Below are 21,824 nucleotides of genomic sequence, written 5' to 3' on the forward strand. Positions count from 1 at the left end.
TTGACTTTCACAATGTTAAAAATACCACTCCCTTAAAAAAAAATCAAATTACACAGAAGAACACTTGTTCGCCTTTTTATTTGTGCTTAATTTCGCAGCATGGAAAAATTGAAACAACGTTGGAATATCAAAAGTAATTGGGCGATACTTGCCATCTTTGTGGTTTTTGCAATTAACGGATCTTTTGCTACATGGGTTGCCAAACCCATAACTGCTTTTTTTGGAATTTCTTCTCAAACAACGTCTCCTTGGATTTTTTGGCCACTCAGAATCTTATTAATATTTCCAATTTATCAATTGACCTTGCCACTTGTGGGTTGGTTTTTTGGACAATTTCGTTTTTTCTGGGCATTCGAAAAAAAGTTTTTATCGAGATTGGGCCTAGGCTTTCTTTTTAAACAAAACTAGCATCGTCTAATTTTATTTTTTTTTGAATTAAATACGTGTAGATCCACATCAATGTAAAAGTGGGGATGACATCTAAAAAAGGGACCGCTTCTTCAATAAATGAAATAATCGCAGCAATCTTCACCTGTTTTCCTTTGTAAATCTTGGTCATCAAGTAGGCCGAAAGGGGTGCCCATACGACATCAAAAAAAGGGAAGAAAGTAAAAAAACCGATGGCATCTAGGACCAGACTAAGTAGTAACTTTTGATATTTTACATGCATGCAATTGGTGATTTCTTTGAAAATAATCTCGTAAAATCCCTATCAAATCATCTGAATTTCAAGAGGAAACTTGTAAGTTTGTTAAAAGTAATAATTTTTAATGAATTTTTCTGATTTCAAAAAAAAAGTCCCAAACTTAACAACTTTAAAATTAGGCGGTTTAGCAGCACAGTTTACATTAGCTCCAGCTTTGAGATTGGGATATGATGCAGCGATGATTCAAGCGAATAGACCGAAAAAAGCAGCAGTTTTAGCATTATTTTATCCCGACGAAAAGCAAAATACCCGATTTGTACTTACTGAAAGAGCCAGTTATAAGGGAACCCATTCTGCACAAATAAGCTTTCATGGGGGAAAATTGAACAAGGTGATCTCAATTTAGAACATACTGCCAAAAGAGAAACTTTTGAAGAAATTGGAATTCCACATTCAGAAATACAAATCATTCGTGAGCTTACTGATGTGTATATTCCACCTAGCAATTTTTTAGCAACTCCTTTTCTTGGATATACACTCCAAAAACCTGCTTTTAAAACCAACCGTGAAGTTGCATCAACGATAGAAGTTCTTTTGGACGACTTATTAAACGAGCAGTCGATCTCTTCAATCGAAATGACCACTTCATATATGAAAAAAGTGAAGGTACCTTGCTTTAAACTAAACGATTATGTTGTTTGGGGTGCCACAGCCATGATGCTGGCAGAAATTAAAAACTTATTAATCGAGAGTAAATTCTAATTTCTTTTGTATTTTGCCTCGCTAATACTAACCACTCGTTACAATGCCCTTCATAAAAAGGAATCCTTTTGGACACATACTTTTCATCAAAAAATGGATTATTAGAATTATCGGTATAATCTTCCACGGAAGGTTTAAACGTTTTAACAATTTAAAAATTGAAGGTTCTGAAATTATTCGAAACTTACCCGACAAAAACGTTCTTTTTGTATCGAATCACCAAACCTATTTTGCAGATGTAATCGCCATGTTTCATGTTTTCAATGCTTCATTGAAAGGGCGTGACAATACCATTAAAAATGTAGGGTATTTGTGGAACCCTAAATTAAATTTTTATTTTATAGCAGCTGGCGAAACCATGCGATCGGGTGTTCTCCCTAAAATTTTTGGTTATGCTGGATCTGTTTCGGTTGAACGAACTTGGAGAAGTAAAGGCGAAGACATTAACAGACAGGTGAAGATGTCGGATGTTTCTAAAATTGGAATCGCATTGGATGATGGTTGGGTGATTACTTTCCCACAAGGAACTACAACTGCTTTTAAACCCATTCGAAGAGGAACTGCCCACATTATAAAAAAATACAAACCGGTAGTAGTTCCTGTGGTAATTGACGGTTTTAGACGTTCTTTTGATAAAAAAGGCCTTAAAATCAAAAAGCGAAGTGTTCTACAATCGATGGTTATAAAAGAACCCCTAGATATTGATTATGACAATGAAGATGTGGCTACAATTATTACAAAAATTGAATATGCCATCGAACAGCATCCTTCTTTCTTAAAAGTACTTTCTGTTAAAGAATTGGAAAAACTTGCTCAAGAAGAAAAAGAATTAGAAAAGCAACGTAAATTCTTGGATTAAAGCATCACAAAAACAAGAAATTAGTCAGCTTCTCAATCTGAGTCCTAGTTTGTTTCTTAAATTTGAGAATCTAAATCAGCCAAGTATTCATCGTCTAAATGTTTTTTTTCATGCCCCGAAATGAAATCATTTATCATTGAATTGATTCCTTGATCATTTACTTCATTCTATTCAAATTACTCATTTTTTTTGGGATTCGACCAACGAAGTTTCATCACTAATAGTGTATAATCATCTTCCTTGTGAAGTAGAAATTCTTTCCACTATCAAATCGATTCTAATTTTGAATTCCTTTTGTGTAACTTTATAGGAATGATATAAATTTTGAAAAAATTAACAGCTCTAACTATAATTATTATTGATAGATTTAATATATTTATCAAAAATTACTATTACAATGACCATAACACAATTAAAATACGTCTTATCTGTTGCGGAGTATAAGAATTTTACCGTAGCAGCCGATCATAGTTTTGTGACTCAGCCGACATTGAGCATGCAGATCCAAAAATTGGAAGACCAATTGCAGGTAAAAATCTTTAATCGATCGAAAAAACCAATTGAATTGACCGAAGTGGGCAAAAAAATTGTAGAACAAGCAAAAGTCATTGTAGATGAAAGCAATCGAATTTTAGACATCGTACACCAACAAAAAGGATATATTGGGGGTGAATTTAAGCTGGGAATCATACCCACCATCATGCCTACGCTGCTGCCAATGTTTCTGAACAACTTCACCAAAAAATACCCAAAAGTTAAATTGGTCATTGAGGAACTGACGACCGAAGAACTTGTACGAAAATTGACCGATGGACACATTGATGCTGCCATTGCTGCCACCCCATTAGAAAATGAGGCAATCAAAGAAAGACCTTTGTACTACGAGCCCTTTGTTGGACTCATTCCACAGAATCACCGCCTTTTCAATCAAAAGTTAATTCGTACAGACGAATTGGAAGTCGATGATATTTTATTACTCGAAGACGGACATTGCTTTAAAGACAGTGTCATCAATCTTTGTAGAACACATAAGGTCAATAATAAAAGAAATTTCAAACTGGAAAGTGGTAGTTTTGACACCTTGATCAAACTGTCCAAAGAAGGTCTTGGAATGACACTCCTACCCTATTTGCACACTCTAGACTTAAACGATGTCGATAAAAGTCATTTGCGTGAGTTTACCAATCCCCCTCCCGCAAGAGAAGTGAGTTTGATTTATCATAAATCGCAGTTAAAAATGCAGATGATTGAAGCCCTAAGAACTACGATCGATGGAGTAATCAGAGGGGCAATTTCATTTTCGGACGTAAAGATTATTAGTCCACTTCAAAACAAAAAATCATAAAAAATACTATGAATACATTTTTTCTCTCAACTCCTTGATTTTTGGGTCTGATAAATAATCGTCAAAAGAAGTATGACGATCAATTACCCCTTTAGGAGTCAATTCGATAACTCTATTAGCAACTGTTTGTGCAAACTCGTGATCATGAGTAGAAAACATAATAGTTCCAGAGAAATTGATCAGAGAATTATTCAACGATTGAATTGATTCTAAGTCTAAGTGATTGGTTGGTTCATCTAACAATAAAATGTTGGCACGCTTCATCATCATTCTTGAGAGCATACAACGTACTTTTTCACCTCCAGACAAAACATTACTTTTCTTTAAAGCTTCTTCTCCAGAGAAAATCATCTTCCCTAAAAACCCACGAATAAATACTTCTTCTCGCTCTTCTTCTGTTTGTGCATATTGACGCAACCAGTCAACCAAATTGAGTTCTCCATTTTGAAAGAATGAAGAATTATCTAAAGGCAAATAGGACTGTGTTGTAGTAACTCCCCAACTATAGGTTCCTGCATCTGGTTTGCTATTGTCAGTAATGGATTCGTAAAAAGCAGTAAGAGCTCTTGAGTTTCTGGAAATAACAGCCACTTTATCTCCCTTGTTCAAGTTGATGTCTACATTTGAAAATAACATTTCTCCCTCAAACTTTTTTTCCAAACCTTCAATGTTTAAAATTTGATCCCCTGCTTCACGATCGCTTTTAAAAATAATAGCAGGATATCTTCTGCTTGAAGGTCTTATATCCTCAACATTTAATTTTTCAATCATTTTCTTTCGAGAAGTGGCTTGTTTGGACTTCGCAACGTTGGCAGAAAAACGACGAATAAAATCTTCTAATTCTTTCTTTTTATCTTCCGCCTTTTTGTTTTGTTGTGCACGTTGTTTTGCGGCCAACTGACTCGACTCATACCAAAAAGTATAGTTCCCAGAATAGTGATTAATTTTACTATAATCAATATCAGAAATATGCGTACAAACTGCATCTAAAAAGTGTCGATCATGCGAAACGACAATCACTGTGTTCTCGAAATTTGCCAAGAAATTTTCCAACCATTCGATCGTTTCAAAATCCAAGTCATTGGTAGGCTCATCCATGATGAGAACATCTGGATTTCCAAAAAGTGCCTGAGCTATTAAAACACGAACTTTTTGTTTCCCATCCAAATCTTTCATCAAAGTATAATGCAAATCTTCTTTAATTCCTAAATTGGAGAGCATAGCAGCTGCATCCGAGTCTGCATTCCAACCATTCATTTCCTCAAAAATGATTTGGAGTTCTCCTATTTTCTCTGCATTTTCATCAGTATAATCCGCATATAAGTCATCAATTTGCTTTTTAATTGTAAACAAATCTTTGTTTCCCATAACTACCGTTTCCAATACAGGAAATTCATCATAAGCATAGTGGTCTTGAGTTAAAACAGACATCCTCTTTCCTTTTTCTAAATGTACCTGACCCGAAGTTGGATCCATTTTTCCAGAAATAATCTTCAGAAAGGTCGATTTACCTGCACCGTTGGCACCGATAATTCCATAACAATTTCCCTGTACAAACTTTGTGTTTACATCGTCAAACAAAACTCTTTTTCCAAACTGTACTGATAAATTAGATACTGATAACATGCTTTTTACTGTTTTTTTAATTTTGTGCAAAAGTATGAAATTGATTTTGGTTTTGCATAGAGAAAACCAGCTGTTTTAAATTTGATTCTCCTTTTTGATTTTAATAAATTCTAAACATCTATTTTTTGACAGTTTTCTCAAATTCAACGACCTCATTTCTAGTTTTTTTTTTAACAGCTAATTAACAATATTTGGCTCTTTAGAACCTTAAATTTGTTCTCAAATAACACCCCAAACAATGAAGCTTAAAATTATTTCCATAATTATTTGTGTCCTTTTAACAGGTTTCGCTAGCTGCAGCAAATCGGTTAAAAGAACTGCGACCTATTTTGGAGGTAAAATTATCAACCCCAAAGCCAACCATGTTATTTTGTATTCGATGGACAAAGTGATAGATACTTTTTTTATCAACGCTGAAAACAAATTTATAGGAAAATTAGAGGATGTGAAAGAAGGGCTGTATTATTTTGTCCATGGCTATGAAAATCAGTTTGTCTACCTAGAACCCAATGATAGTTTAATGCTGAGTTTGAATACTTGGAACTTTGACGAATCTTTAGTCTTCTCAGGCTTTGGTGCTGATAGAAATAATATTTTATTGGATTGTTATTTACAGTTCGAAAAAGATGAACGCTTATTTTATCAATACAATGCTTTACCGCCGAAATTGTTTCAACAAAAAGTAGATTCAATTATTAGACATAAGATAGAAACTTTTGAAGATTATGCACTGCACCATCCCAAAGAAACAGCCTCTTATTACGAGCTCTTAAAAACTGCCCTTACCTATCCAGTATACACGAGAATAGAAAATTATCCAAACGCACATGCAAAAAAGATGCATTTGTCCAGTTTTCCCAAAACGCCAATTTCCTTTTATGATTTCAGAAAAGATATTGACCTGAACAAAGATGCATGGATGTATTATCCTCCCTATAGCAAGTACGTCTCTAGTTTTTTATACAATACAACTTACAACAATGGATATCAACCGATGCAGAATCACTTTTCTTCAAATTTTACTGCCGATTTGTTAAAAACCATTGCATCCCAAATTAAATCCAAACGATTTAAAAATGCCTATTTAAAACAAACTTTATTCAGTCATTTTAATAAAAAATCCACTTCAGAGATCAATTCCAATGAATTTGAGGTTTTCCTAGCTTTGAGTTCAAATGAACAAGACAAGGCCTTGGTTCATAAATTACTACGTGACAATGAACAAATTGCAACCCATCATCAAATGATGAATTTTAAATTGCATGACTTCACAAATACATCTCGTTCTTTAAAACAGCTCTTGAGAAAAAAGAATAGTTTGCTGTTTTTTTGGAGTCCAAATAAAGTTTCTAGACCCTATGTTCAGTCAAGAATTAACTATTTGTCCAATCGCTATCCTCAAATTCAATTTTTAACCATTCAGATTGACGGTGATACCCATACTCAAATCGAAAACTTTGACATTAAAAAACAATTTTTCATTAAAAGCAATAGTGAAGCGAATTCGTTTTTGACCAGTAAAATGACCCGTTCAATTTTAATCAACAGAAAAGGTATCGTTACCAACGGCTTCGCATCCCTATCTTCTAGGAACATTTATAGCCAATTAGACCAGCTCAATCAATATTAATCTTTTCCAATATTTACTGGTGTTTTACGCATTTTTTAACATATCTTTGCACGATTTTAAAAATGGGTACAACCCCATAAAAATCAAGTCGAATTTATAAATACGGTTTGCAGGTGGGCGTCTGTGAATCAACAAAAAACACAGTATGTCAACATTTTTAGAATTAGGTTTAAAAGAACCTATTAACAAAGCATTAACAGATTTAGGATATGAAAATCCAACTGTTATTCAAGAAAAAGCAATTCCTCAAATTATTTCTTCAACAGACGATTTAAAAGCATTTGCTCAAACAGGTACCGGAAAAACAGCTGCCTTTAGCTTACCTATACTTCAACTTTTAGATGAGAATAACTCGAATGTTCAAGCCATCATTTTGTCACCTACCAGAGAATTGGCAGTACAAATTGGAAACAACATTAAGGACTTTTGCAAGTATTTAAAAAACGTAAAAGTTACGACTGTTTACGGGGGGTCAAGTATGGAAGAGCAAATTAGATCTTTAAAAAAAGGATCTCAAATTGTAGTCGGAACTCAGGAAGAACTGTCGATTTAATCAACAGAAGAGCTTTAAAATTAGGAAACGTTCAGTGGCTTGTATTAGACGAGGCAGATGAAATGTTAAACATGGGGTTTAAAGACGAATTAGACAAAGTTCTAGAAGCAACTCCAGATACCAAACAAACCTTATTGTTCTCTGCAACATTCCCAAGAGAAGTTGAGTCTATTGCACGAAACTATATGACCAATCCAGTTGAGATTACTTCAGGTCAAAAAAATCAAGGTGCAGACAGTGTAAGTCATGAATACTATTCAGTAACAGAAAGAACACGGTATCCTGCATTGAAAAGAATCGCAGATTTAAACCCAAATATCTATGCGATCATCTTTTGTAGAACTCGAAGAGAAACACAGGAAGTTGCCGATAATTTAATCAAAGACGGTTATAATGCCGATTCTTTACACGGGGATTTATCGCAAGGTCAGCGTGATTCTGTAATGGGGAAATTCAGAAAGAAAACTATTCAAATCTTAGTTGCAACAGATGTTGCTGCTCGTGGATTGGATGTGAATGAGTTGACACACGTATTGAACCACAAATTACCAGATCAAATCGAAAACTATACACACAGAAGTGGTAGAACGGGAAGAGCTGGAAACAAGGGGATTTCTATCGTATTGGTAAATGGAAAAGAAAAAGGAAAATTACGCCAAATCGAAAAAATCATTCAAAAGAAATTTGTAGAAACCAAGGTTCCTTCTGGAAAAGAGATTTGTCAAAATCAATTGATGAATCTTATTGATAAAGTTCAAAATATTGAAGTAAACGAAACTCAAATCAATGAGTTCCTTCCAAGTATTTACGAAAAATTAGAAGGTTTAGATAGAGAAGAATTGATTCAGAAATTTGTTTCCCTAGAATTCAACACCATGTTGACATACTATGAAAACTCAAAAGATTTGAACGACTTATCTTCAAAAGACAACTCAAGAGCAAGAGCTACAGATGAAAACATGACTCGTTTCTTTATCAATATTGGTAGAAAAGACAACTTGAATCCAGGGAAATTGATTGGATTGATCAACGAACAAAATATTGGTGATAAGGTTGAAATTGGAGCTATTGATATTTTAGACACTTTTTCTTTCTTTGAAATTGATAAAAATTACGAAGATCAAACCTTAGCTGCCTTTTTAGAAAATGGCCCTGATTTTGACGGACGTTCTGTAAACATCGAAATCACCAAAAAAGAACGTGGTGGTCAAGGTGGACGAAGAGGCGGTAGTGGTGGAAGAAAACCTTTTGGTAAAAAAGAAGGTGGATTTGGACGCAAAAGAAGTTCTGATGACTCTTCAAGAAGAAGCAGTGATGCTAGCAGAAGACCAGAGAGACGTTCTGACAGACCTGACAGAGCGGATCGTTCTAGTAGACCTTCTAGCGAAAGAAATGTTGGTGGATTTGGAAGAAGAAGAAAAGACTAAAAGTCCTTCATCAAATATTTAAACAACTCGCATCTTTTGATGCGAGTTTTTTTTTGCAGAAAATCTTTCTCTATCAGTTCAAATGCCAGCTCTAAAAATAGTAAATTTGCTTCATCTACATTTTCATTTCTAAACAATGGCACATTTTCTTCGCAATCACAACCTTACCGTCAGAATTGATCTTCCAAAAGAAAATTACACGTTTTCGAGGTTTGACTGGACTGGTAAAATTGCAGAAGTACACTATCAAAATATTCAAGTATCCGCTAGTGAATGTAAAGATGCTAAAAATGAAAACGATTTGGGAAAGGGATTTTACAATGAATTCGGAATTGATACTCCCCTAGGCTTTGAAGAAACTCCATTGGGAGGATGGTTTCACAAAATTGGAATTGGACTTTTAAAAAAAGAAGATTCCGTTTACCAACCCGGAAAGAAATACGAAATTAAACCCGCAGTATTTGAATACTTTCCAACCCCCAACACACTGCGCATTCGCTGTACATCGGCAGCCCACAATGGATATTCTTATGTGCTAGAAAAGAGAATTGAACTGCACGAAAACGGCTTTCGAATTCATTATACATTGCAGAATACTGGTGAAAAAGAAATTCATACCGATGAATATGTTCACAATTTTATGGCGATAGCCAAAGAGCCTATCGGAGTTCATTACTCTTTGCAATTTCCTTTTGACTTGCAACCAACAGCCTTTATAGAAACTGTAAATCCAGAACAAAAAGTAATTCTTGGCAACAACAGCATTCAGTTTAACGACAGTCCCACAGAACCCTTCTTTTTTAGCAACCTTTCGGGAGATAACCTCGTTCCTGCACAGTGGGAATTGCACAACGTACATTCTAAGATGTCCCTTCGTGAAAAAGGAAATTTTAAAACCACTAAAATCAATATCTGGGGAACCGAACATGTGGTGAGCCCAGAACTCTTTTTTGAAATTGCACTGGCAGTAAAAACTTCGGTGACTTGGACTCGAGAATTCTCTGTGAATCGAATTTCATAGCCTACTGAACTCAAGGATCCGTTGCATAAGCTCATGAAAAAAATAGAAGAGACATCTTTCTATAAAATACAATCCAGTAAATAAAAAAATTCTACTCGAATTGTGGTATTTTTGCTAAAATATTTAGTTTAAAATGGCATCAAAAAAATTAAGCTTTCTTGACAAAAACCTAACTTTGTGGATATTCATAGCAATGGCTATTGGAGTTGGACTTGGGTATTTTATTCCAACATTCCCAAATATCATCAACTCATTCAGTAGTGGAACTACGAACATTCCAATTGCAATAGGTTTGATTTTAATGATGTATCCACCTTTAGCAAAAGTCAACTACTCATTACTTCCAAAAGTTTTTAAAAACACAAAAATACTTTCTATTTCACTTCTTCTAAATTGGGTTATAGGTCCCGTTTTAATGTTTGTGTTGGCAATTACATTTTTAAGAGAGTATCCAGAATATATGGTTGGGCTAATTTTAATTGGTTTGGCTCGTTGTATTGCTATGGTTTTGGTATGGAACGACCTCGCAGAAGGAAGTAGCGAATATGGAGCTGGACTTGTTGCTTTGAATAGTATTTTTCAAGTATTTGCGTACAGCTTTTATGCATGGATATTTATAACAGTCCTACCACCCTATTTTGGCTTTCAAGGAGCTATTGTCCATATTTCAATCGGAACTATTGCAGAAAGTGTTGCAATCTATTTAGGGATTCCTTTTGCAATGGGAATTTTGAGTCGATTTATTTTAGTGAAACTTAAAAGTGAAGATTGGTATACCAACACATTTATTCCGACCATTTCACCCATCACCTTAATTGCGCTTTTATTCACAATAGTTGTGATGTTTTCGCTGAAAGGAGAATTGATTGTTGAAATACCCATGGATGTGCTTATTATTGCAGTTCCGTTACTTATCTATTTTACCTTAATGTTTATTATTGGGTTTTTCTTTACCAAGGCAACCGGAGCAGATTATGACAAAACAGCTTCTGTAGCTTTTACTGCAGCAGGAAATAATTTTGAATTGGCAATTGCTGTTGCAATTGCAGTTTTCGGACTAAATTCAGGACAGGCATTTGCAGGAGTAATTGGACCTTTAGTTGAAGTTCCTGCATTAATTTTATTGGTTCGGGTTTCCTTTTGGTTGCGAAAAAAATATTATCCAAAAATCATGAATTAATAGTATTAATTCATGCAAAATCTTCAGAATGGTTAATACAATCTTTTGTCAAAATAGTTTTTCAAGATAAACAACTGAACAATAAGCATCAGTCCGAAGAAAAGAAAAGGAAATGAGACAGTATCTGTCATTGAAAAAGACTCAACAAAATTCATTCTTTGAAATGTGTTTAAAAACGAAAAATTGAGTTCTGGAATAGTAATGAAAGAGGCTTCATCTTGTACATAGGGAAGACACAAAACCCCTATAAACAAGGCAGCAAGTACAAACCATGCTTTCTTAGAAATTAACGCCCCGGTACTTTTCGATTCAGAAACCGATTCTTGAGCAATGCGATGCATAAGTGTAGCCGTAAAATTTGAAGAAGGACTTTCTTGAAGAATCTCTTTTACATACTTTTTTGCAAAGGCATCGAATTCTTCTTTTTGATTATTTATTTCCATAATGATGTATAATATCCGGTGCTACATTTTCCTTGACTATCGTTGCTAATTTTTTTCTTGCTCTGTGCAGTTTTACTTTGATATTGGCTTCTGATAAGGAGGTTACCTCAATAATTTCTTTCAAACTTAGCTCATCGTAATAAAACATCCAAATAATCGATCGCTCATCTTCTGGTAACTTCAACAAACAATCGTTCATTATAAGAGCCCGTTCTTTCCGTTCTATTCCTTGTAAAATATCATTGACGGAATGTATTTGGTGATGAGTACATTCCTCAATATCCAATGTATTGCTGCTTTTTTTATTCTTTTTAATGCCATCTAAGGCTGTATGGTAAGCTATTCGATACAGCCATGTAGAAAATTTAGAATCCCCTTTAAACTTACTTAAATTGGTATATGCCTTTATAAACGTATCTTGACTTACCTCCTCTGCTTCCTCCCGATTCTTTGTCATTTTATAGGCTAAGGAAAATACCATATTCTTATACCTATCAACAAGATATGAAAAAGCATTTGTATCCCCCTCAAGTACTTTTGTAATGTATTGTTGGTCTTTGTTGATGATCATTACTTCTTAGACTGTTGAATCTATGAATAGGTTACACTTTTTCTTTAAAAATTAATTGCTTCATTTTGTAACCTTCTTTGAGAAGCATTCGTCAAAGCTACAAGCACACTAAAATTAATCATTTTAATCTTTAAAACAATATCGTATGGCAGTAGCAGTATTAGCAGTCGTTTTTGGAAGTATTTTTGGAATATTTTATTTATACTTTTCAACAAGAAATAAAGAGCGTTTGGCCTTGATAGAAAAAGGAGCAGATGCCAGTATTTTTATAAAAGGTAGGGCAAAAAACGCTGCTCCTTTTTGGAAAGTACTCATTTTAAATCTTTCTTTATTATTAATGGGTGTCGGATTCGGAGTCTTTTCTGCACTACTATTAGATACCTATTCAAATTTAGATAGCAATGCCGTTTACCCAGCAATGATATTCTTCATGGCGGGTGTAGGTTTGTTTGTAGGTTTTACCCTTACCAAAAAATTAGATAACGAATAAACTGTATTTACATCAAATTCACACAACCATTTCAATACTCTTGAAGTGGTTTTTTTGATGTCTTTTTTTTTCCAAAAACTATACCCGTCTTAACAGTTTGTATTTATGAAAACACAGCTTTGGAATGTTTACTTGAACCAATATTATAAGAAACGTTGAATAAGTCAATCCATCAATTGAAATCTGATATAGAAAAGAACAATTTAAATTTACATACCAGCACTAAAGTTAACAGTACTATCGACTGTAAAAATTGTAGTTTTTGCCTGACCAAAAAGTAGCAGAAAACACCGAATTTCCAAACGCTGTATTCAGAAATATTGTGATAAACGAAGAGCGAATATTGAAAGCTTTTGAGAAGATAACTTGAACAGCCAGTGGCCAACAATGGTAACCGTTGCACAAGCCCGGAAAAAAATAAAAAACCTTCCTTTTTAAGCCGATGTGAGGAATGCTATATTAAAAATTGAGTGTCTGTATTGTTTTTTTGGAGGGATTTATGCTTTTTTGCCCACTTGTACCATAATAAGCTCTAGTCAAGCCATACACATATTCTAAATCTAAAACGCTTCCTAACTGTCAATAAAACTGTCTTTGGGTATCTGTTCGCTCAAACTAAAACAAGCAAACAGCTTTTCTCGATAGGTCTTTTTTCCTTGCATCCTATAATTTAACAAAAATATTTTTAGTATCAATCTATATTTACTTATATTTGGGTAAATACTTGTGCATCAAGTACAACGTATATAATTAATTGTTGGTGTTGTGTGTACTCGGAAAATTCAGCAGGAATTATCAGTAGGTTCGTTTTCCCTTTACTAAAATGGACCTATCCAACACAACTAATCGAATACAAATACGTTGGTAACAAACCAAAAAAAATCGTGCAATAATTAAACAAAAGATAATATGAAAGCTTTAAAAATAGTATTATTACTTTTTTTTTTAAATTCAAATTTGACTTTATTTTCTCAAGAGAATGGTGGAGGAGAATTTAAGTTTAATGAATCCAAAACTGAATGTTTAACGGTAAATCAAAGAGAAGAAATTATTATTAAGTTAAAAGAAAGTCAAAAGCAATTAAAATTTCAAAATAAATATTCTAATGTAAATAGTCGAATTCCTAATCCACTATTTATATGGCCAGTTAAACAAGCATCCAATGTTACGTATAACGAAATTTGGGCTATTTCAAATTATGTAGATCACAATACTGCTTACCCTGACCAACTAAAAGATTATAATGGTGGTACAAAAAGTTATGATACTGCTTCAGGATATAACCATCAAGGAATAGATATTTATATTTGGCCATATTACTGGAAAATGGTTGATAACAATGGACTTGAAGTTATTGCAGCTTCAGGAGGACAAATCATTTATAAAAGTGATGGACAATTTGATAGAAGCTGTTCTTTTAATAGTAATCAATGGAATGCTGTTTATATAAAACATAATGATGGTAGTGTTGCATGGTATGGACATCTTAAAAAAGGTTCTTTAACAACAAAAAATATAGGAGATACAGTAACACAAGGTGAGTATTTAGGAATTGTAGCTAGTTCTGGAAATTCTAACGGACCACACTTACATTTTGAAGTTTATGAAGATGATAATTATAGCTATGATAAATTAATTGACCCTTATAGCGGTCCATCAAATAACTGGAATATTTCATCTTGGTGGCAAAGACAAAAACCTTATAGAAATCCAAAAATAAATGCTTTGACTACCAATAGTGATCCACCTAGTTTTGGAAATTGCCCATCTACTGAAATCAATAATGAAAAAAATATTTTTTCAACAAATGAATTGGTATATTTTATTGTTTTTTTAAAAGATCAATTAGGTTATAATTTTAATTTAAAAGTTTACAGACCTGATAATTCTATTGCCTATAATTGGAATAGAAATTTAACTCAAGATTACTCATCTTCATATTGGTGGTATAATGGCACCGTTGATATTGAAGGACAATGGCTTGTAGAATGCAGCTTAAGTACAGGTGAAATTGTAAATCATTATTTTATAGTAGATAACAGCTTAAGTACTAATGATTATCTTATAGAAAAGACAAGAATCTATCCGAATCCTTCAAAGGAAAACCTATTTATTAATTCAAAAGTAAGAGTAAATAAAGCAATTATAAGAGATGTTTTAGGAAAAGAAATATTTGAGTATGACATAAAATTTATTGGAACTAAAAAAATTTCTACGTCCTTTTTCTCAAAAGGATTGTACTTTCTAACAGTTTTTGATGAAAATTCAAATTCTGCAACATATAAAATTTTAAAAAAATAATACAGCACAGTCAGTTACCAACAATGGTAACCGTTGCACAAGCCCTGAAAAAAATAAAAAACCTTCCTTTATAAGCTGACGTATGGGATGCTATACTAAAAAATGAGGTTGCTGTAGTGTTTTTTGGAGGAGTTTATAAGACCCAATGCCCTTTATGAGGGTAGTAATTTCAAAAATACAATACCAAGCGCTTTTGCCACACTTCTTGCAAGTTTTTGAGTAAATTTCAGGTACTTTTTTTGATTATAAGCCATCACTGCCAAGTGCATCACTTTATTGGCTTTCTGTATATCTATGTGAAAGTGCAAATACCCCTTAAAACCGCACTGTTTAGAAGTAAAAAAAAAGTAAGCGCAAGAGAAGAGCAAAAGACATGTTCCTCTCAAGGAGGAAACTACCAAAAATCACTTTGCATGGTTAAGAAGCTCCTTACTCCCTATCCAAAGTTCAAAAACAATGAAAATTGCTATTGTACTGAAATCCTACCTTAAAATTTTAGACCTTAGCAAAGAAAAAACAACTGTTCAAAAAATAAATCGGAGTATGAATCAAATCAATGAACGAATTCAGTCTTTACGAACGGAAATGAACACACTGGGAATGGATGCCTATATCATCCCTTCGTCGGATCCTCATCAGAGCGAATATGTTGGTGACTATTGGAAAATTAGGGAGTTTTTTTCTGGTTTTAATGGTTCAGCGGGAACACTAGTAGTTACCAAAACCGAAGTAGCACTTTGGACCGATTCTCGATATTTTTTACAGGTTGAGCAACAATGTAAAAACACTCTTGTAAATTTATTTAAACAGAGCATTCCTCATGCACCAGAGCATGTTCCTTGGCTTTGTAAACATCTAGCAGAGAATACGGTAATTGGTATCGATTATCGCCAGTTTTCAAAATTGCAAATGGAAACTCTTTTAAGTTTTGCCACTCCTAAAAAGATCACAATTCAGAATACCCCTTTTTTAGTGGATAAAATTTGGACAGATCGACCTTCATTGCCTTATGAACAGGTCCAAATTCATCCTTTGGAATATAGTGGAGAAAGTACTGCTTCTAAAATTCAAAAAATAACTACTGAAATTGAAAAAGAAAATGCCGATTATTATTTTCTATCAACATTAGACGATATTGCTTGGCTATTTAATATTCGATCGACAGATGTAGACTATACGCCCTTAGTGATCTCTTTTGGAATTATTGGAAAAAAGACCTCGTATCTTTTCTGTGACTCAAATCGATTTGAGGCTAAAACCATTGCAATTTTCAAGGAACTATCTGTTGAAATTATAAATTATGATTTGGTTGCTAAAAAATTGCCTGAATTAAGCAAAAACAAAAGAATTATTACCGATAAAGCCTCCCTTAATTTTGCGTGTTATAAAGCAATAAAAGGTGAAATTATTTTTAAGCAATCCTGGTGCAGCAGATCAAAACTATTAAAAACTCGGTTGAAATAGAACATGCTAAAAAATGCATGTTGAAAGATGGAATTGCGATGACAAAATTCTTTATGTGGCTAGAAGAAGAATTGAAAACCCGTGAAATTTCAGAATATGAAATCGGACAAAAATTAATTTCTTTTAGAAAAGAACAACCCTTGTATAAAGACGAATCCTTTGCTGCTATTGTAGGTTATAAAGGCAATGGGGCAATCATTCACTACACCGCTTCAAAAGAAGGAGCTGCAATAGTAAAAAACGAAGGTATTCTGCTTGTCGATAGTGGCGCACAATACGAAAATGGCACTACCGATATTACCCGAACCGTTTGGTTGGGAGGTACACCTTGCAAAGAAATAACAACCGCATTTACTTCTGTATTAAAAGGGTATATAGAATTAGATCAAATGCAATTTCCAAAAGGAACGGTGGGTATGCAGTTAGATGTTTTTGCAAGAATGCATCTGTGGAAGCAGGGCTTGAATTTTCCTCATGGTACTGGACACGGAATTGGCTCTTATGGCATGGTTCATGAGCCAACACAAGGATTTGCAGCATCCATGACCACTTCAAGGGGGGCTGTTGCACACCAAGCCAACCAATTGACAACCATTGAACCAGGGTGTTATAAAAAAGGAAGCTATGGTATCAGAACTGAAAACATAGTCCTTTCAATACTGAAAGAAATCACTGAGTTTGGTGAATTTTATGGTTTCGAGACCATCACTGTTTTCCCTATTGAAACACAATTAATCAATAAAAGTTTGTTACAAGCGCATGAACTGGAATGGCTGAATGCCTATCACAAAAAAGTTTTTGAAACCATTTCTCCAAAACTAAAACCAAGTGAAAAAGAGTGGTTAGCAAATAAGTGTATGAAAATTTAATCTCCAAAAAGAGTTCTTCCATCGTTGAGTCCATATTATTCAGAAAGTTCTACTCTCTTTCAGAAACTCAAAGACTAAATTCTAAGCAGTTCTTTTTGTCGAAGTGCCTCTTCAACCTCTACTTCAATGAATTTATGGCTATTAAAAAAAAGCTTTTTAGAAGTCAACTGAAGTGTGGCTATAAGACGTCCTTTTTTTTCTTTTGTTGAAATAATTTCCACCTCTTGGCCTATAATTGTGTTGTAATTTGGAATCCCACCTTTTTTAATAATGAAGTTCGCCCTAGGAAAGCGAATGTGTTTATAAGAGTTCTTTGGAACCTCACCTATGACAAAATGATCTCCGATTTCAATACTTGAAATAGTGCTTTGAGAATACAAACCACTTGAAAAGAAACTGAACAAGAGACTTAGTAAAATAGTATGCTTCATAATATAAAGTTTACTATAAAAATAAAAAATAGTTTCTCAGTATTCTTAAAAAAAATGTTAAAATATTGATTGAATTTATTGCTCAATATTAAAAAAAACAATCCTTCAACCTCAATAAATTTCAATAAAAAACGCCTCATTTTCATGAGGCGTTTTTAGCATTCTATTTTAAAAAAGAAACCTAGGCTTCTAATACTTCTTGAACTTTGTCTGCAGCTTCTTGAAATTCAGTTGCAGAAATGATTTCCATTCCAGAATTGTCAATCAATTCTTTTGCTTCTTTGGCATTGGTTCCTTGTAAGCGACAAATAATAGGTACGGTAATTTTATCTCCCATATTCTTATAAGCGTCTACAACTCCTTGTGCAACTCGATCGCATCGAACAATACCTCCAAAGATATTTACCAAAATTGCTTTTACATTCGGATCTTTTAAAATGATTCCAAAAGCAGTTTCAACTCGTTGTGCATCTGCAGTTCCACCAACGTCTAAAAAATTCGCTGGTTCCCCACCCGACTCTTTGATCAAATCCATAGTTCCCATTGCCAAACCGGCTCCGTTCACCATACATCCAACATTTCCATCCAAATCTACATAGTTTAAACCCGCAGCTTTCGCTTCTACTTCAATCGGATTCTCTTCACGTAAATCACGCATTGCTGCATAATCTTTATGACGATACAAAGCGTTTTCATCTAAAGAAACCTTTGCATCTACTGCCATAATTTTACTGTCAGAGGTTTTTAAAACTGGGTTGATTTCAAACATTGCAGAATCTGATTCAATATATGCAGTATATAAAGCAGTGATGAATTTTGTCATCTCTTTAAAAGCAACCCCCGAAAGGCCTAAGTTAAAAGCGACTTTACGAGCTTGAAAAGGCATTAAACCCAATAATGGATCTACTTCTTCTGTAAAAATTAATTGCGGAGTCTCTTCAGCTACAGTTTCAATATCCATTCCACCTTCAGTAGAATACATAATCATATTTTTCCCCGAGGCTCTGTTTAAAAGAACAGAAATATAATATTCTTCTGTTTCAGTTTCACCAGGATAATAAACATCCTCGCAAATTAAAACTTGATTGACTAATTTTCCTTCGGCAGAGGTTTGAGGAGTCACTAACATCATACCTAAAATTTCCCCAGAAATACGTTGTACTTCGTCTAAGTTTTTTGCCAATTTTACACCACCTCCTTTACCACGACCACCTGCGTGTACCTGTGCTTTTACTACATACCAACCTGTTCCGGTTTCTTCTGTAAGTTGTTTTGCTGCTGCAACAGCTTCTGCAGGAGTATTGGCTACAATTCCTCTTTGAATTCTAACTCCAAAACTATTTAATATTTGTTTTCCTTGATATTCGTGTAAATTCATTTAGTACATGTTTAAAACGGGGACAAAAATACAAATTCAGACGTGAAGTGTTGCATGCTTTTCAATAAAAAAAGGAAAAATAAAAAGACCCTAATTTTAAATTAAGATTTCTTTAACAACTAAAAATGTAACAGAAATGAGTAACTAAAGTCTTTTATTTGAATACACACAATTTTATATAACTCTATTGTAAAAAAGAAAGTAATTTGAATTGTGTTTTTTAAATTCAAAAAATGCTTAGAAAATGTTTACTAAGTGTCCTTACAATTGTTATGGTAAGTTCGCTCAATGCACAAGAGATTCAAAAAAATAGAAAAACAGTTGAAACAACACGGATCCAAAAAGCACCAAAAATTGACGGAATTTTAGACGACACAGCCTGGAAAGATGCCAAACTACTGACTGACTTTGTTGTTTTTAGACCTGATAATGGAAAAAAGGTGGCGCCATCCTATCAAACCACCGTTAAGGTAGTCTATGATGACGAAGCAATATACATCTCAGCCATGATGCTCGACCCTGATCCAGAAGGAATTCCTATGGAATTTTCAGTTCGAGATAATTTCAGTCAAGCAGATTTTTTCTTGGTAACGATCAACCCCAATGATGATGGACAAAACCCTTTTGAATTCATAGTACAAAGCACTGGAAATCAAGGGGACTCTAAAGTATCAAATGGACGGGAGGATTTTAACTGGAGTGCTGTTTGGGAAAGTGCTACTAAAATCACAGATAAAGGGTGGAATGCTGAGATCAAAATTCCATACAGATGTTTGCGTTTTGCGAACAGACCAGAACAATCATGGGGATTTAATTTTCACAGACGATTGGAACGATTGAACGAACAACATACTTGGACATTCATCAACAATGCTGTGGGGCGTTGGACACAATACGATGGTTTGATTGAAGGCTTCAAGAACATTTCTCCTCCCAAAAGAGTAAATTTATATCCCTATGCATCTGCAACCACCACAACTTTTGAAGGAACAACCCGTTTTGATTGGAGTGTTGGGATGGATATTAAATACGGATTGACAGAAAACTTCACCTTAGATGCAACACTTATTCCAGATTTCAGTCAAGTTGGTTTTGATGATGTTGAACTCAATTTAGGACCTTTTGAACAACAGTTTTCGGAGCAACGACAATTTTTTACTGAAGGTACAGAACTCTTCAATAAAGGAAACTTGTTTTACTCTAGAAGGATTGGAGGCGCCCCAATCGATCAATTTTCAAGCGAAAGAAGAAACGATGAAGATTTTAAAAATAATATCAAAATTACAGAAGAACTGGTAAATGCTCCACGAAAAGTCACCATGCTGAATGCCGTGAAAATTTCTGGTAGAACCAAGAAAGGACTTGGAATTGGTTTTTTTAACGCCATTACTGAAAAAACAACAGGACATATAGAAAAAACAACTCAAACCAAAGTAGGCACAAATATCATTACTGAAAAGAGTCGCTACGAAACTGTTTTGAGCCCCTTTACAAACTTCAATATTTTAGTATTAGACCAACAATTTAATCAGAATTCAACGATTTCTCTGATCAATACCAACGTAACGAGAGATGGAAGATTTAGAGACGCAAACGTAACAGCACTAGACTGGCATATAGAAACAAAAAACAGTAAATACAATGCCGATGGCTCTTTTGGAATGAGCAATATTACCGACGACATCAACAACCCCAATATTGGATACACCTTTGACAATAGTTTTGGCTACAACTCTGGTCATTGGAATTGGGAAGTAGGCTATAACTTTAGAAATAAAGACTTTAATCCAAACGATCTAGGAATCTTATTTTCCAACAACCAACAATCCATTTACGGGAGTACAGGCTGGAGAACACTTCAACCTTCCAAAAAATTCAATAATTACCAATTTTTTTTATACAACCAGTTAAATTTCCAACACTTTTCTGGCATCTATACGGGCTACAATTCAGGGGTTAATTTTTATGCGCAAACAAGAAACCGCTTTACGTTTGGAGGGAATCTAAATTATGGTTCTGAAACCAAAGACTTTTTTGAACCCCGACAAGGAACTACAAGTGGAGTGTATTTTATTCAACCTGAAAGAAAAAATATCAATGGATGGATTTCTACAAATTCACAAAAATTATTTCAACTGGATATGGAAGCTTATTATACTGCATACTCCAAAAACCCAAAAACGAATTACGGTTTTAGTCTAGCGCCTCGCTATCGTTTTAGCAATCAATTTTCATTAAGCTACAGACTCAACTTTAATAAAACACTGAATGACCAAGGATACGTAAATGAAGATACCAACAACATCATTTTTGGAACTAGAGATCGAAATAATTACACCAATTCCATCTCTGGGAAATATAATTTTAGCATCCTTTCATCACTATCTCTCAGCTTTAGACACTATTGGAGTTCTGTTAAATATCATAGCTATTCCAATTTGTTTTCAAATGGAAGGTTGTTTCCAAACACCACTTATATTGGTGAAGACGTCAACTTTAATAGCTGGAACTTAGACTTGAATTATATTTGGCAGTTTGCACTTTTAAGTCAATTAATTGCATTTTATCGGAATTCAATTTTTAATTCGAACACAAATGCCAATCAAAGTTTTTTTAAAAATATAGAAAATTTGTTTGATCAATCCAATCAACATACGTTCTCTGTGCGGTTTGTATATTTTATCGATTACAATCGACTCAAAAAGATCTTTTAATTTCAATTAAGAATTTCTTGAAACGAACTTTACTCGAGGCTGATCATCTGGGATTTTTTTTCGATTAAAATTGGAGGTGTATCAAAAGGCCATCCGATTTTTTTTTAATACTTT

At 34.0% G+C, this 21,824-nt stretch carries 19 protein-coding genes and 2 pseudogenes; 15 read left to right on the forward strand and 6 right to left on the reverse strand.

Annotated features, from left to right (window positions below; translation table 11 throughout):
• The first annotated feature begins 99 nt into the window (after positions 1-99).
• Entirely contained in the window at positions 100-408 is a 309-nt protein-coding gene (locus tag RRF69_RS00110; protein WP_316939980.1) for a DUF6787 family protein, read from the forward strand.
• Here the strand turns inward: RRF69_RS00110 and RRF69_RS00115 are convergent.
• On the reverse strand, positions 395-670 hold the full coding sequence (locus RRF69_RS00115) for a hypothetical protein (RefSeq protein WP_316939981.1): 276 nt from the start codon (positions 668-670) through the stop codon (positions 395-397). The genes RRF69_RS00110 and RRF69_RS00115 overlap by 14 nt on opposite strands.
• A 100-nt stretch (positions 671-770) precedes the next feature.
• On the opposite strand from RRF69_RS00115, the gene RRF69_RS00120 reads away from it, so the two are divergent.
• The 5 genes and pseudogenes from RRF69_RS00120 to RRF69_RS00140 all read left to right on the forward strand — a co-directional run bounded on the left by RRF69_RS00120 (position 771) and on the right by RRF69_RS00140 (position 3,612).
• Positions 771-1,052, forward strand: a complete 282-nt coding sequence (locus RRF69_RS00120) for a hypothetical protein (RefSeq protein WP_316939982.1) — start codon at positions 771-773, stop codon at positions 1,050-1,052.
• A pseudogene (locus tag RRF69_RS00125) lies at positions 1,028-1,117 on the forward strand (NUDIX domain-containing protein); the annotation flags it as partial. The gene RRF69_RS00120 and the pseudogene RRF69_RS00125, both read left to right, overlap by 25 nt.
• Before the next feature lie 15 nt (positions 1,118-1,132).
• Entirely contained in the window at positions 1,133-1,408 is a 276-nt protein-coding gene (locus RRF69_RS00130) for a hypothetical protein (protein WP_316939983.1), read from the forward strand.
• 43 nt (positions 1,409-1,451) lie between these two features.
• On the forward strand, positions 1,452-2,267 hold the full coding sequence (locus RRF69_RS00135) for a lysophospholipid acyltransferase family protein (protein WP_316939985.1): 816 nt from the start codon (positions 1,452-1,454) through the stop codon (positions 2,265-2,267).
• A gap of 397 nt (positions 2,268-2,664) precedes the next feature.
• Positions 2,665-3,612 carry a hydrogen peroxide-inducible genes activator gene (locus RRF69_RS00140; protein ID WP_316939986.1) on the forward strand — a complete coding sequence of 316 codons (948 nt, stop codon included), beginning with the start codon at positions 2,665-2,667 and terminating at the stop codon, positions 3,610-3,612.
• A 6-nt stretch (positions 3,613-3,618) separates the two neighbouring features.
• Here the strand turns inward: RRF69_RS00140 and RRF69_RS00145 are convergent, their stop codons facing one another.
• Complete coding sequence (locus RRF69_RS00145; RefSeq protein WP_316939987.1) at positions 3,619-5,238, reverse strand: ABC-F family ATP-binding cassette domain-containing protein; 1,620 nt, start codon at positions 5,236-5,238, stop codon at positions 3,619-3,621.
• A 238-nt stretch (positions 5,239-5,476) separates the two neighbouring features.
• Here RRF69_RS00145 and RRF69_RS00150 point away from each other — a divergent pair, with 238 nt between their 5' ends.
• The 4 genes and pseudogenes from RRF69_RS00150 (at position 5,477) to arsB (ending at position 11,049) form a co-directional block, all read left to right on the forward strand.
• Positions 5,477-6,868 carry a hypothetical protein gene (locus RRF69_RS00150; protein ID WP_316939988.1) on the forward strand — a complete coding sequence of 464 codons (1,392 nt, stop codon included), beginning with the start codon at positions 5,477-5,479 and terminating at the stop codon, positions 6,866-6,868.
• A gap of 145 nt (positions 6,869-7,013) precedes the next feature.
• Positions 7,014-8,848 (forward strand): annotated as a pseudogene (locus RRF69_RS00155) (DEAD/DEAH box helicase).
• A gap of 136 nt (positions 8,849-8,984) precedes the next feature.
• Positions 8,985-9,869 carry a hypothetical protein gene (locus tag RRF69_RS00160; RefSeq protein WP_316939989.1) on the forward strand — a complete coding sequence of 295 codons (885 nt, stop codon included), beginning with the start codon at positions 8,985-8,987 and terminating at the stop codon, positions 9,867-9,869.
• 133 nt (positions 9,870-10,002) lie between these two features.
• Complete coding sequence (arsB, locus tag RRF69_RS00165) at positions 10,003-11,049, forward strand: ACR3 family arsenite efflux transporter (protein WP_316939990.1); 1,047 nt, start codon at positions 10,003-10,005, stop codon at positions 11,047-11,049.
• A 32-nt stretch (positions 11,050-11,081) separates the two neighbouring features.
• Here the strand turns inward: arsB and RRF69_RS00170 are convergent, their stop codons facing one another.
• Positions 11,082-11,492: a hypothetical protein gene (locus RRF69_RS00170; RefSeq protein WP_316939991.1), complete on the reverse strand. Its 411-nt coding sequence runs from the start codon at positions 11,490-11,492 to the stop codon at positions 11,082-11,084.
• Positions 11,479-12,063: a sigma-70 family RNA polymerase sigma factor gene (locus RRF69_RS00175; RefSeq protein WP_316939992.1), complete on the reverse strand. Its 585-nt coding sequence runs from the start codon at positions 12,061-12,063 to the stop codon at positions 11,479-11,481. Before RRF69_RS00175 ends, RRF69_RS00170 begins: the two co-directional genes overlap by 14 nt.
• A 145-nt stretch (positions 12,064-12,208) precedes the next feature.
• Here RRF69_RS00175 and RRF69_RS00180 point away from each other — a divergent pair, with 145 nt between their 5' ends.
• The 4 genes from RRF69_RS00180 to RRF69_RS00195 all read left to right on the forward strand — a co-directional run bounded on the left by RRF69_RS00180 (position 12,209) and on the right by RRF69_RS00195 (position 17,187).
• A complete protein-coding gene (locus RRF69_RS00180; protein ID WP_316939993.1) occupies positions 12,209-12,553 on the forward strand; it encodes a DUF6249 domain-containing protein in 345 nt (114 codons plus the stop codon).
• 909 nt (positions 12,554-13,462) lie between these two features.
• Positions 13,463-14,854 carry a M23 family metallopeptidase gene (locus RRF69_RS00185; RefSeq protein ID WP_316939994.1) on the forward strand — a complete coding sequence of 464 codons (1,392 nt, stop codon included), beginning with the start codon at positions 13,463-13,465 and terminating at the stop codon, positions 14,852-14,854.
• A gap of 456 nt (positions 14,855-15,310) precedes the next feature.
• Positions 15,311-16,318, forward strand: a complete 1,008-nt coding sequence (locus RRF69_RS00190) for an aminopeptidase P family N-terminal domain-containing protein (RefSeq protein ID WP_316939995.1) — start codon at positions 15,311-15,313, stop codon at positions 16,316-16,318.
• 17 nt (positions 16,319-16,335) lie between these two features.
• The gene (locus RRF69_RS00195) at positions 16,336-17,187 is read left to right on the forward strand and encodes a M24B family metallopeptidase (protein ID WP_316939996.1); all 852 of its coding nucleotides are present in this window, start codon (positions 16,336-16,338) and stop codon (positions 17,185-17,187) included.
• Positions 17,188-17,261: 74 nt separating this feature from the next.
• On the opposite strand, the gene RRF69_RS00200 is transcribed toward RRF69_RS00195, so the two are convergent.
• Positions 17,262-17,618: a dihydroorotase gene (locus RRF69_RS00200; protein ID WP_316939997.1), complete on the reverse strand. Its 357-nt coding sequence runs from the start codon at positions 17,616-17,618 to the stop codon at positions 17,262-17,264.
• A 181-nt stretch (positions 17,619-17,799) separates the two neighbouring features.
• The gene (gene sucC, locus RRF69_RS00205) at positions 17,800-18,996 is read right to left on the reverse strand and encodes an ADP-forming succinate--CoA ligase subunit beta (RefSeq protein WP_316939998.1); all 1,197 of its coding nucleotides are present in this window, start codon (positions 18,994-18,996) and stop codon (positions 17,800-17,802) included.
• A gap of 233 nt (positions 18,997-19,229) precedes the next feature.
• On the opposite strand from sucC, the gene RRF69_RS00210 reads away from it, so the two are divergent.
• A complete protein-coding gene (locus tag RRF69_RS00210; RefSeq protein ID WP_316939999.1) occupies positions 19,230-21,710 on the forward strand; it encodes a DUF5916 domain-containing protein in 2,481 nt (826 codons plus the stop codon).
• The last annotated feature ends 114 nt before the right edge of the window (positions 21,711-21,824 follow it).

Source organism: Polaribacter sp. HL-MS24 (assembly GCF_032758595.1).
Taxonomy (GTDB): Bacteria; Bacteroidota; Bacteroidia; order Flavobacteriales; family Flavobacteriaceae; genus Polaribacter.

Coding starts and splice junctions, on each gene's coding strand:
- RRF69_RS00115 (WP_316939981.1), bottom strand. CDS start 670: ATGCATGTAAAATATCAAAAGTTACTACTTAGTCTGGTCCTAGATGCC.
- RRF69_RS00135 (WP_316939985.1), top strand. CDS start 1,452: ATGCCCTTCATAAAAAGGAATCCTTTTGGACACATACTTTTCATCAAA.
- RRF69_RS00185 (WP_316939994.1), top strand. CDS start 13,463: ATGAAAGCTTTAAAAATAGTATTATTACTTTTTTTTTTAAATTCAAAT.
- RRF69_RS00110 (WP_316939980.1), top strand. CDS start 100: ATGGAAAAATTGAAACAACGTTGGAATATCAAAAGTAATTGGGCGATA.
- RRF69_RS00195 (WP_316939996.1), top strand. CDS start 16,336: ATGTTGAAAGATGGAATTGCGATGACAAAATTCTTTATGTGGCTAGAA.
- arsB (WP_316939990.1), top strand. CDS start 10,003: ATGGCATCAAAAAAATTAAGCTTTCTTGACAAAAACCTAACTTTGTGG.
- RRF69_RS00175 (WP_316939992.1), bottom strand. CDS start 12,063: ATGATCATCAACAAAGACCAACAATACATTACAAAAGTACTTGAGGGG.
- RRF69_RS00160 (WP_316939989.1), top strand. CDS start 8,985: ATGGCACATTTTCTTCGCAATCACAACCTTACCGTCAGAATTGATCTT.
- RRF69_RS00145 (WP_316939987.1), bottom strand. CDS start 5,238: ATGTTATCAGTATCTAATTTATCAGTACAGTTTGGAAAAAGAGTTTTG.
- RRF69_RS00170 (WP_316939991.1), bottom strand. CDS start 11,492: ATGGAAATAAATAATCAAAAAGAAGAATTCGATGCCTTTGCAAAAAAG.
- RRF69_RS00210 (WP_316939999.1), top strand. CDS start 19,230: ATGCTTAGAAAATGTTTACTAAGTGTCCTTACAATTGTTATGGTAAGT.
- RRF69_RS00190 (WP_316939995.1), top strand. CDS start 15,311: ATGAAAATTGCTATTGTACTGAAATCCTACCTTAAAATTTTAGACCTT.
- RRF69_RS00150 (WP_316939988.1), top strand. CDS start 5,477: ATGAAGCTTAAAATTATTTCCATAATTATTTGTGTCCTTTTAACAGGT.
- RRF69_RS00200 (WP_316939997.1), bottom strand. CDS start 17,618: ATGAAGCATACTATTTTACTAAGTCTCTTGTTCAGTTTCTTTTCAAGT.
- sucC (WP_316939998.1), bottom strand. CDS start 18,996: ATGAATTTACACGAATATCAAGGAAAACAAATATTAAATAGTTTTGGA.
- RRF69_RS00120 (WP_316939982.1), top strand. CDS start 771: ATGAATTTTTCTGATTTCAAAAAAAAAGTCCCAAACTTAACAACTTTA.
- RRF69_RS00180 (WP_316939993.1), top strand. CDS start 12,209: ATGGCAGTAGCAGTATTAGCAGTCGTTTTTGGAAGTATTTTTGGAATA.
- RRF69_RS00140 (WP_316939986.1), top strand. CDS start 2,665: ATGACCATAACACAATTAAAATACGTCTTATCTGTTGCGGAGTATAAG.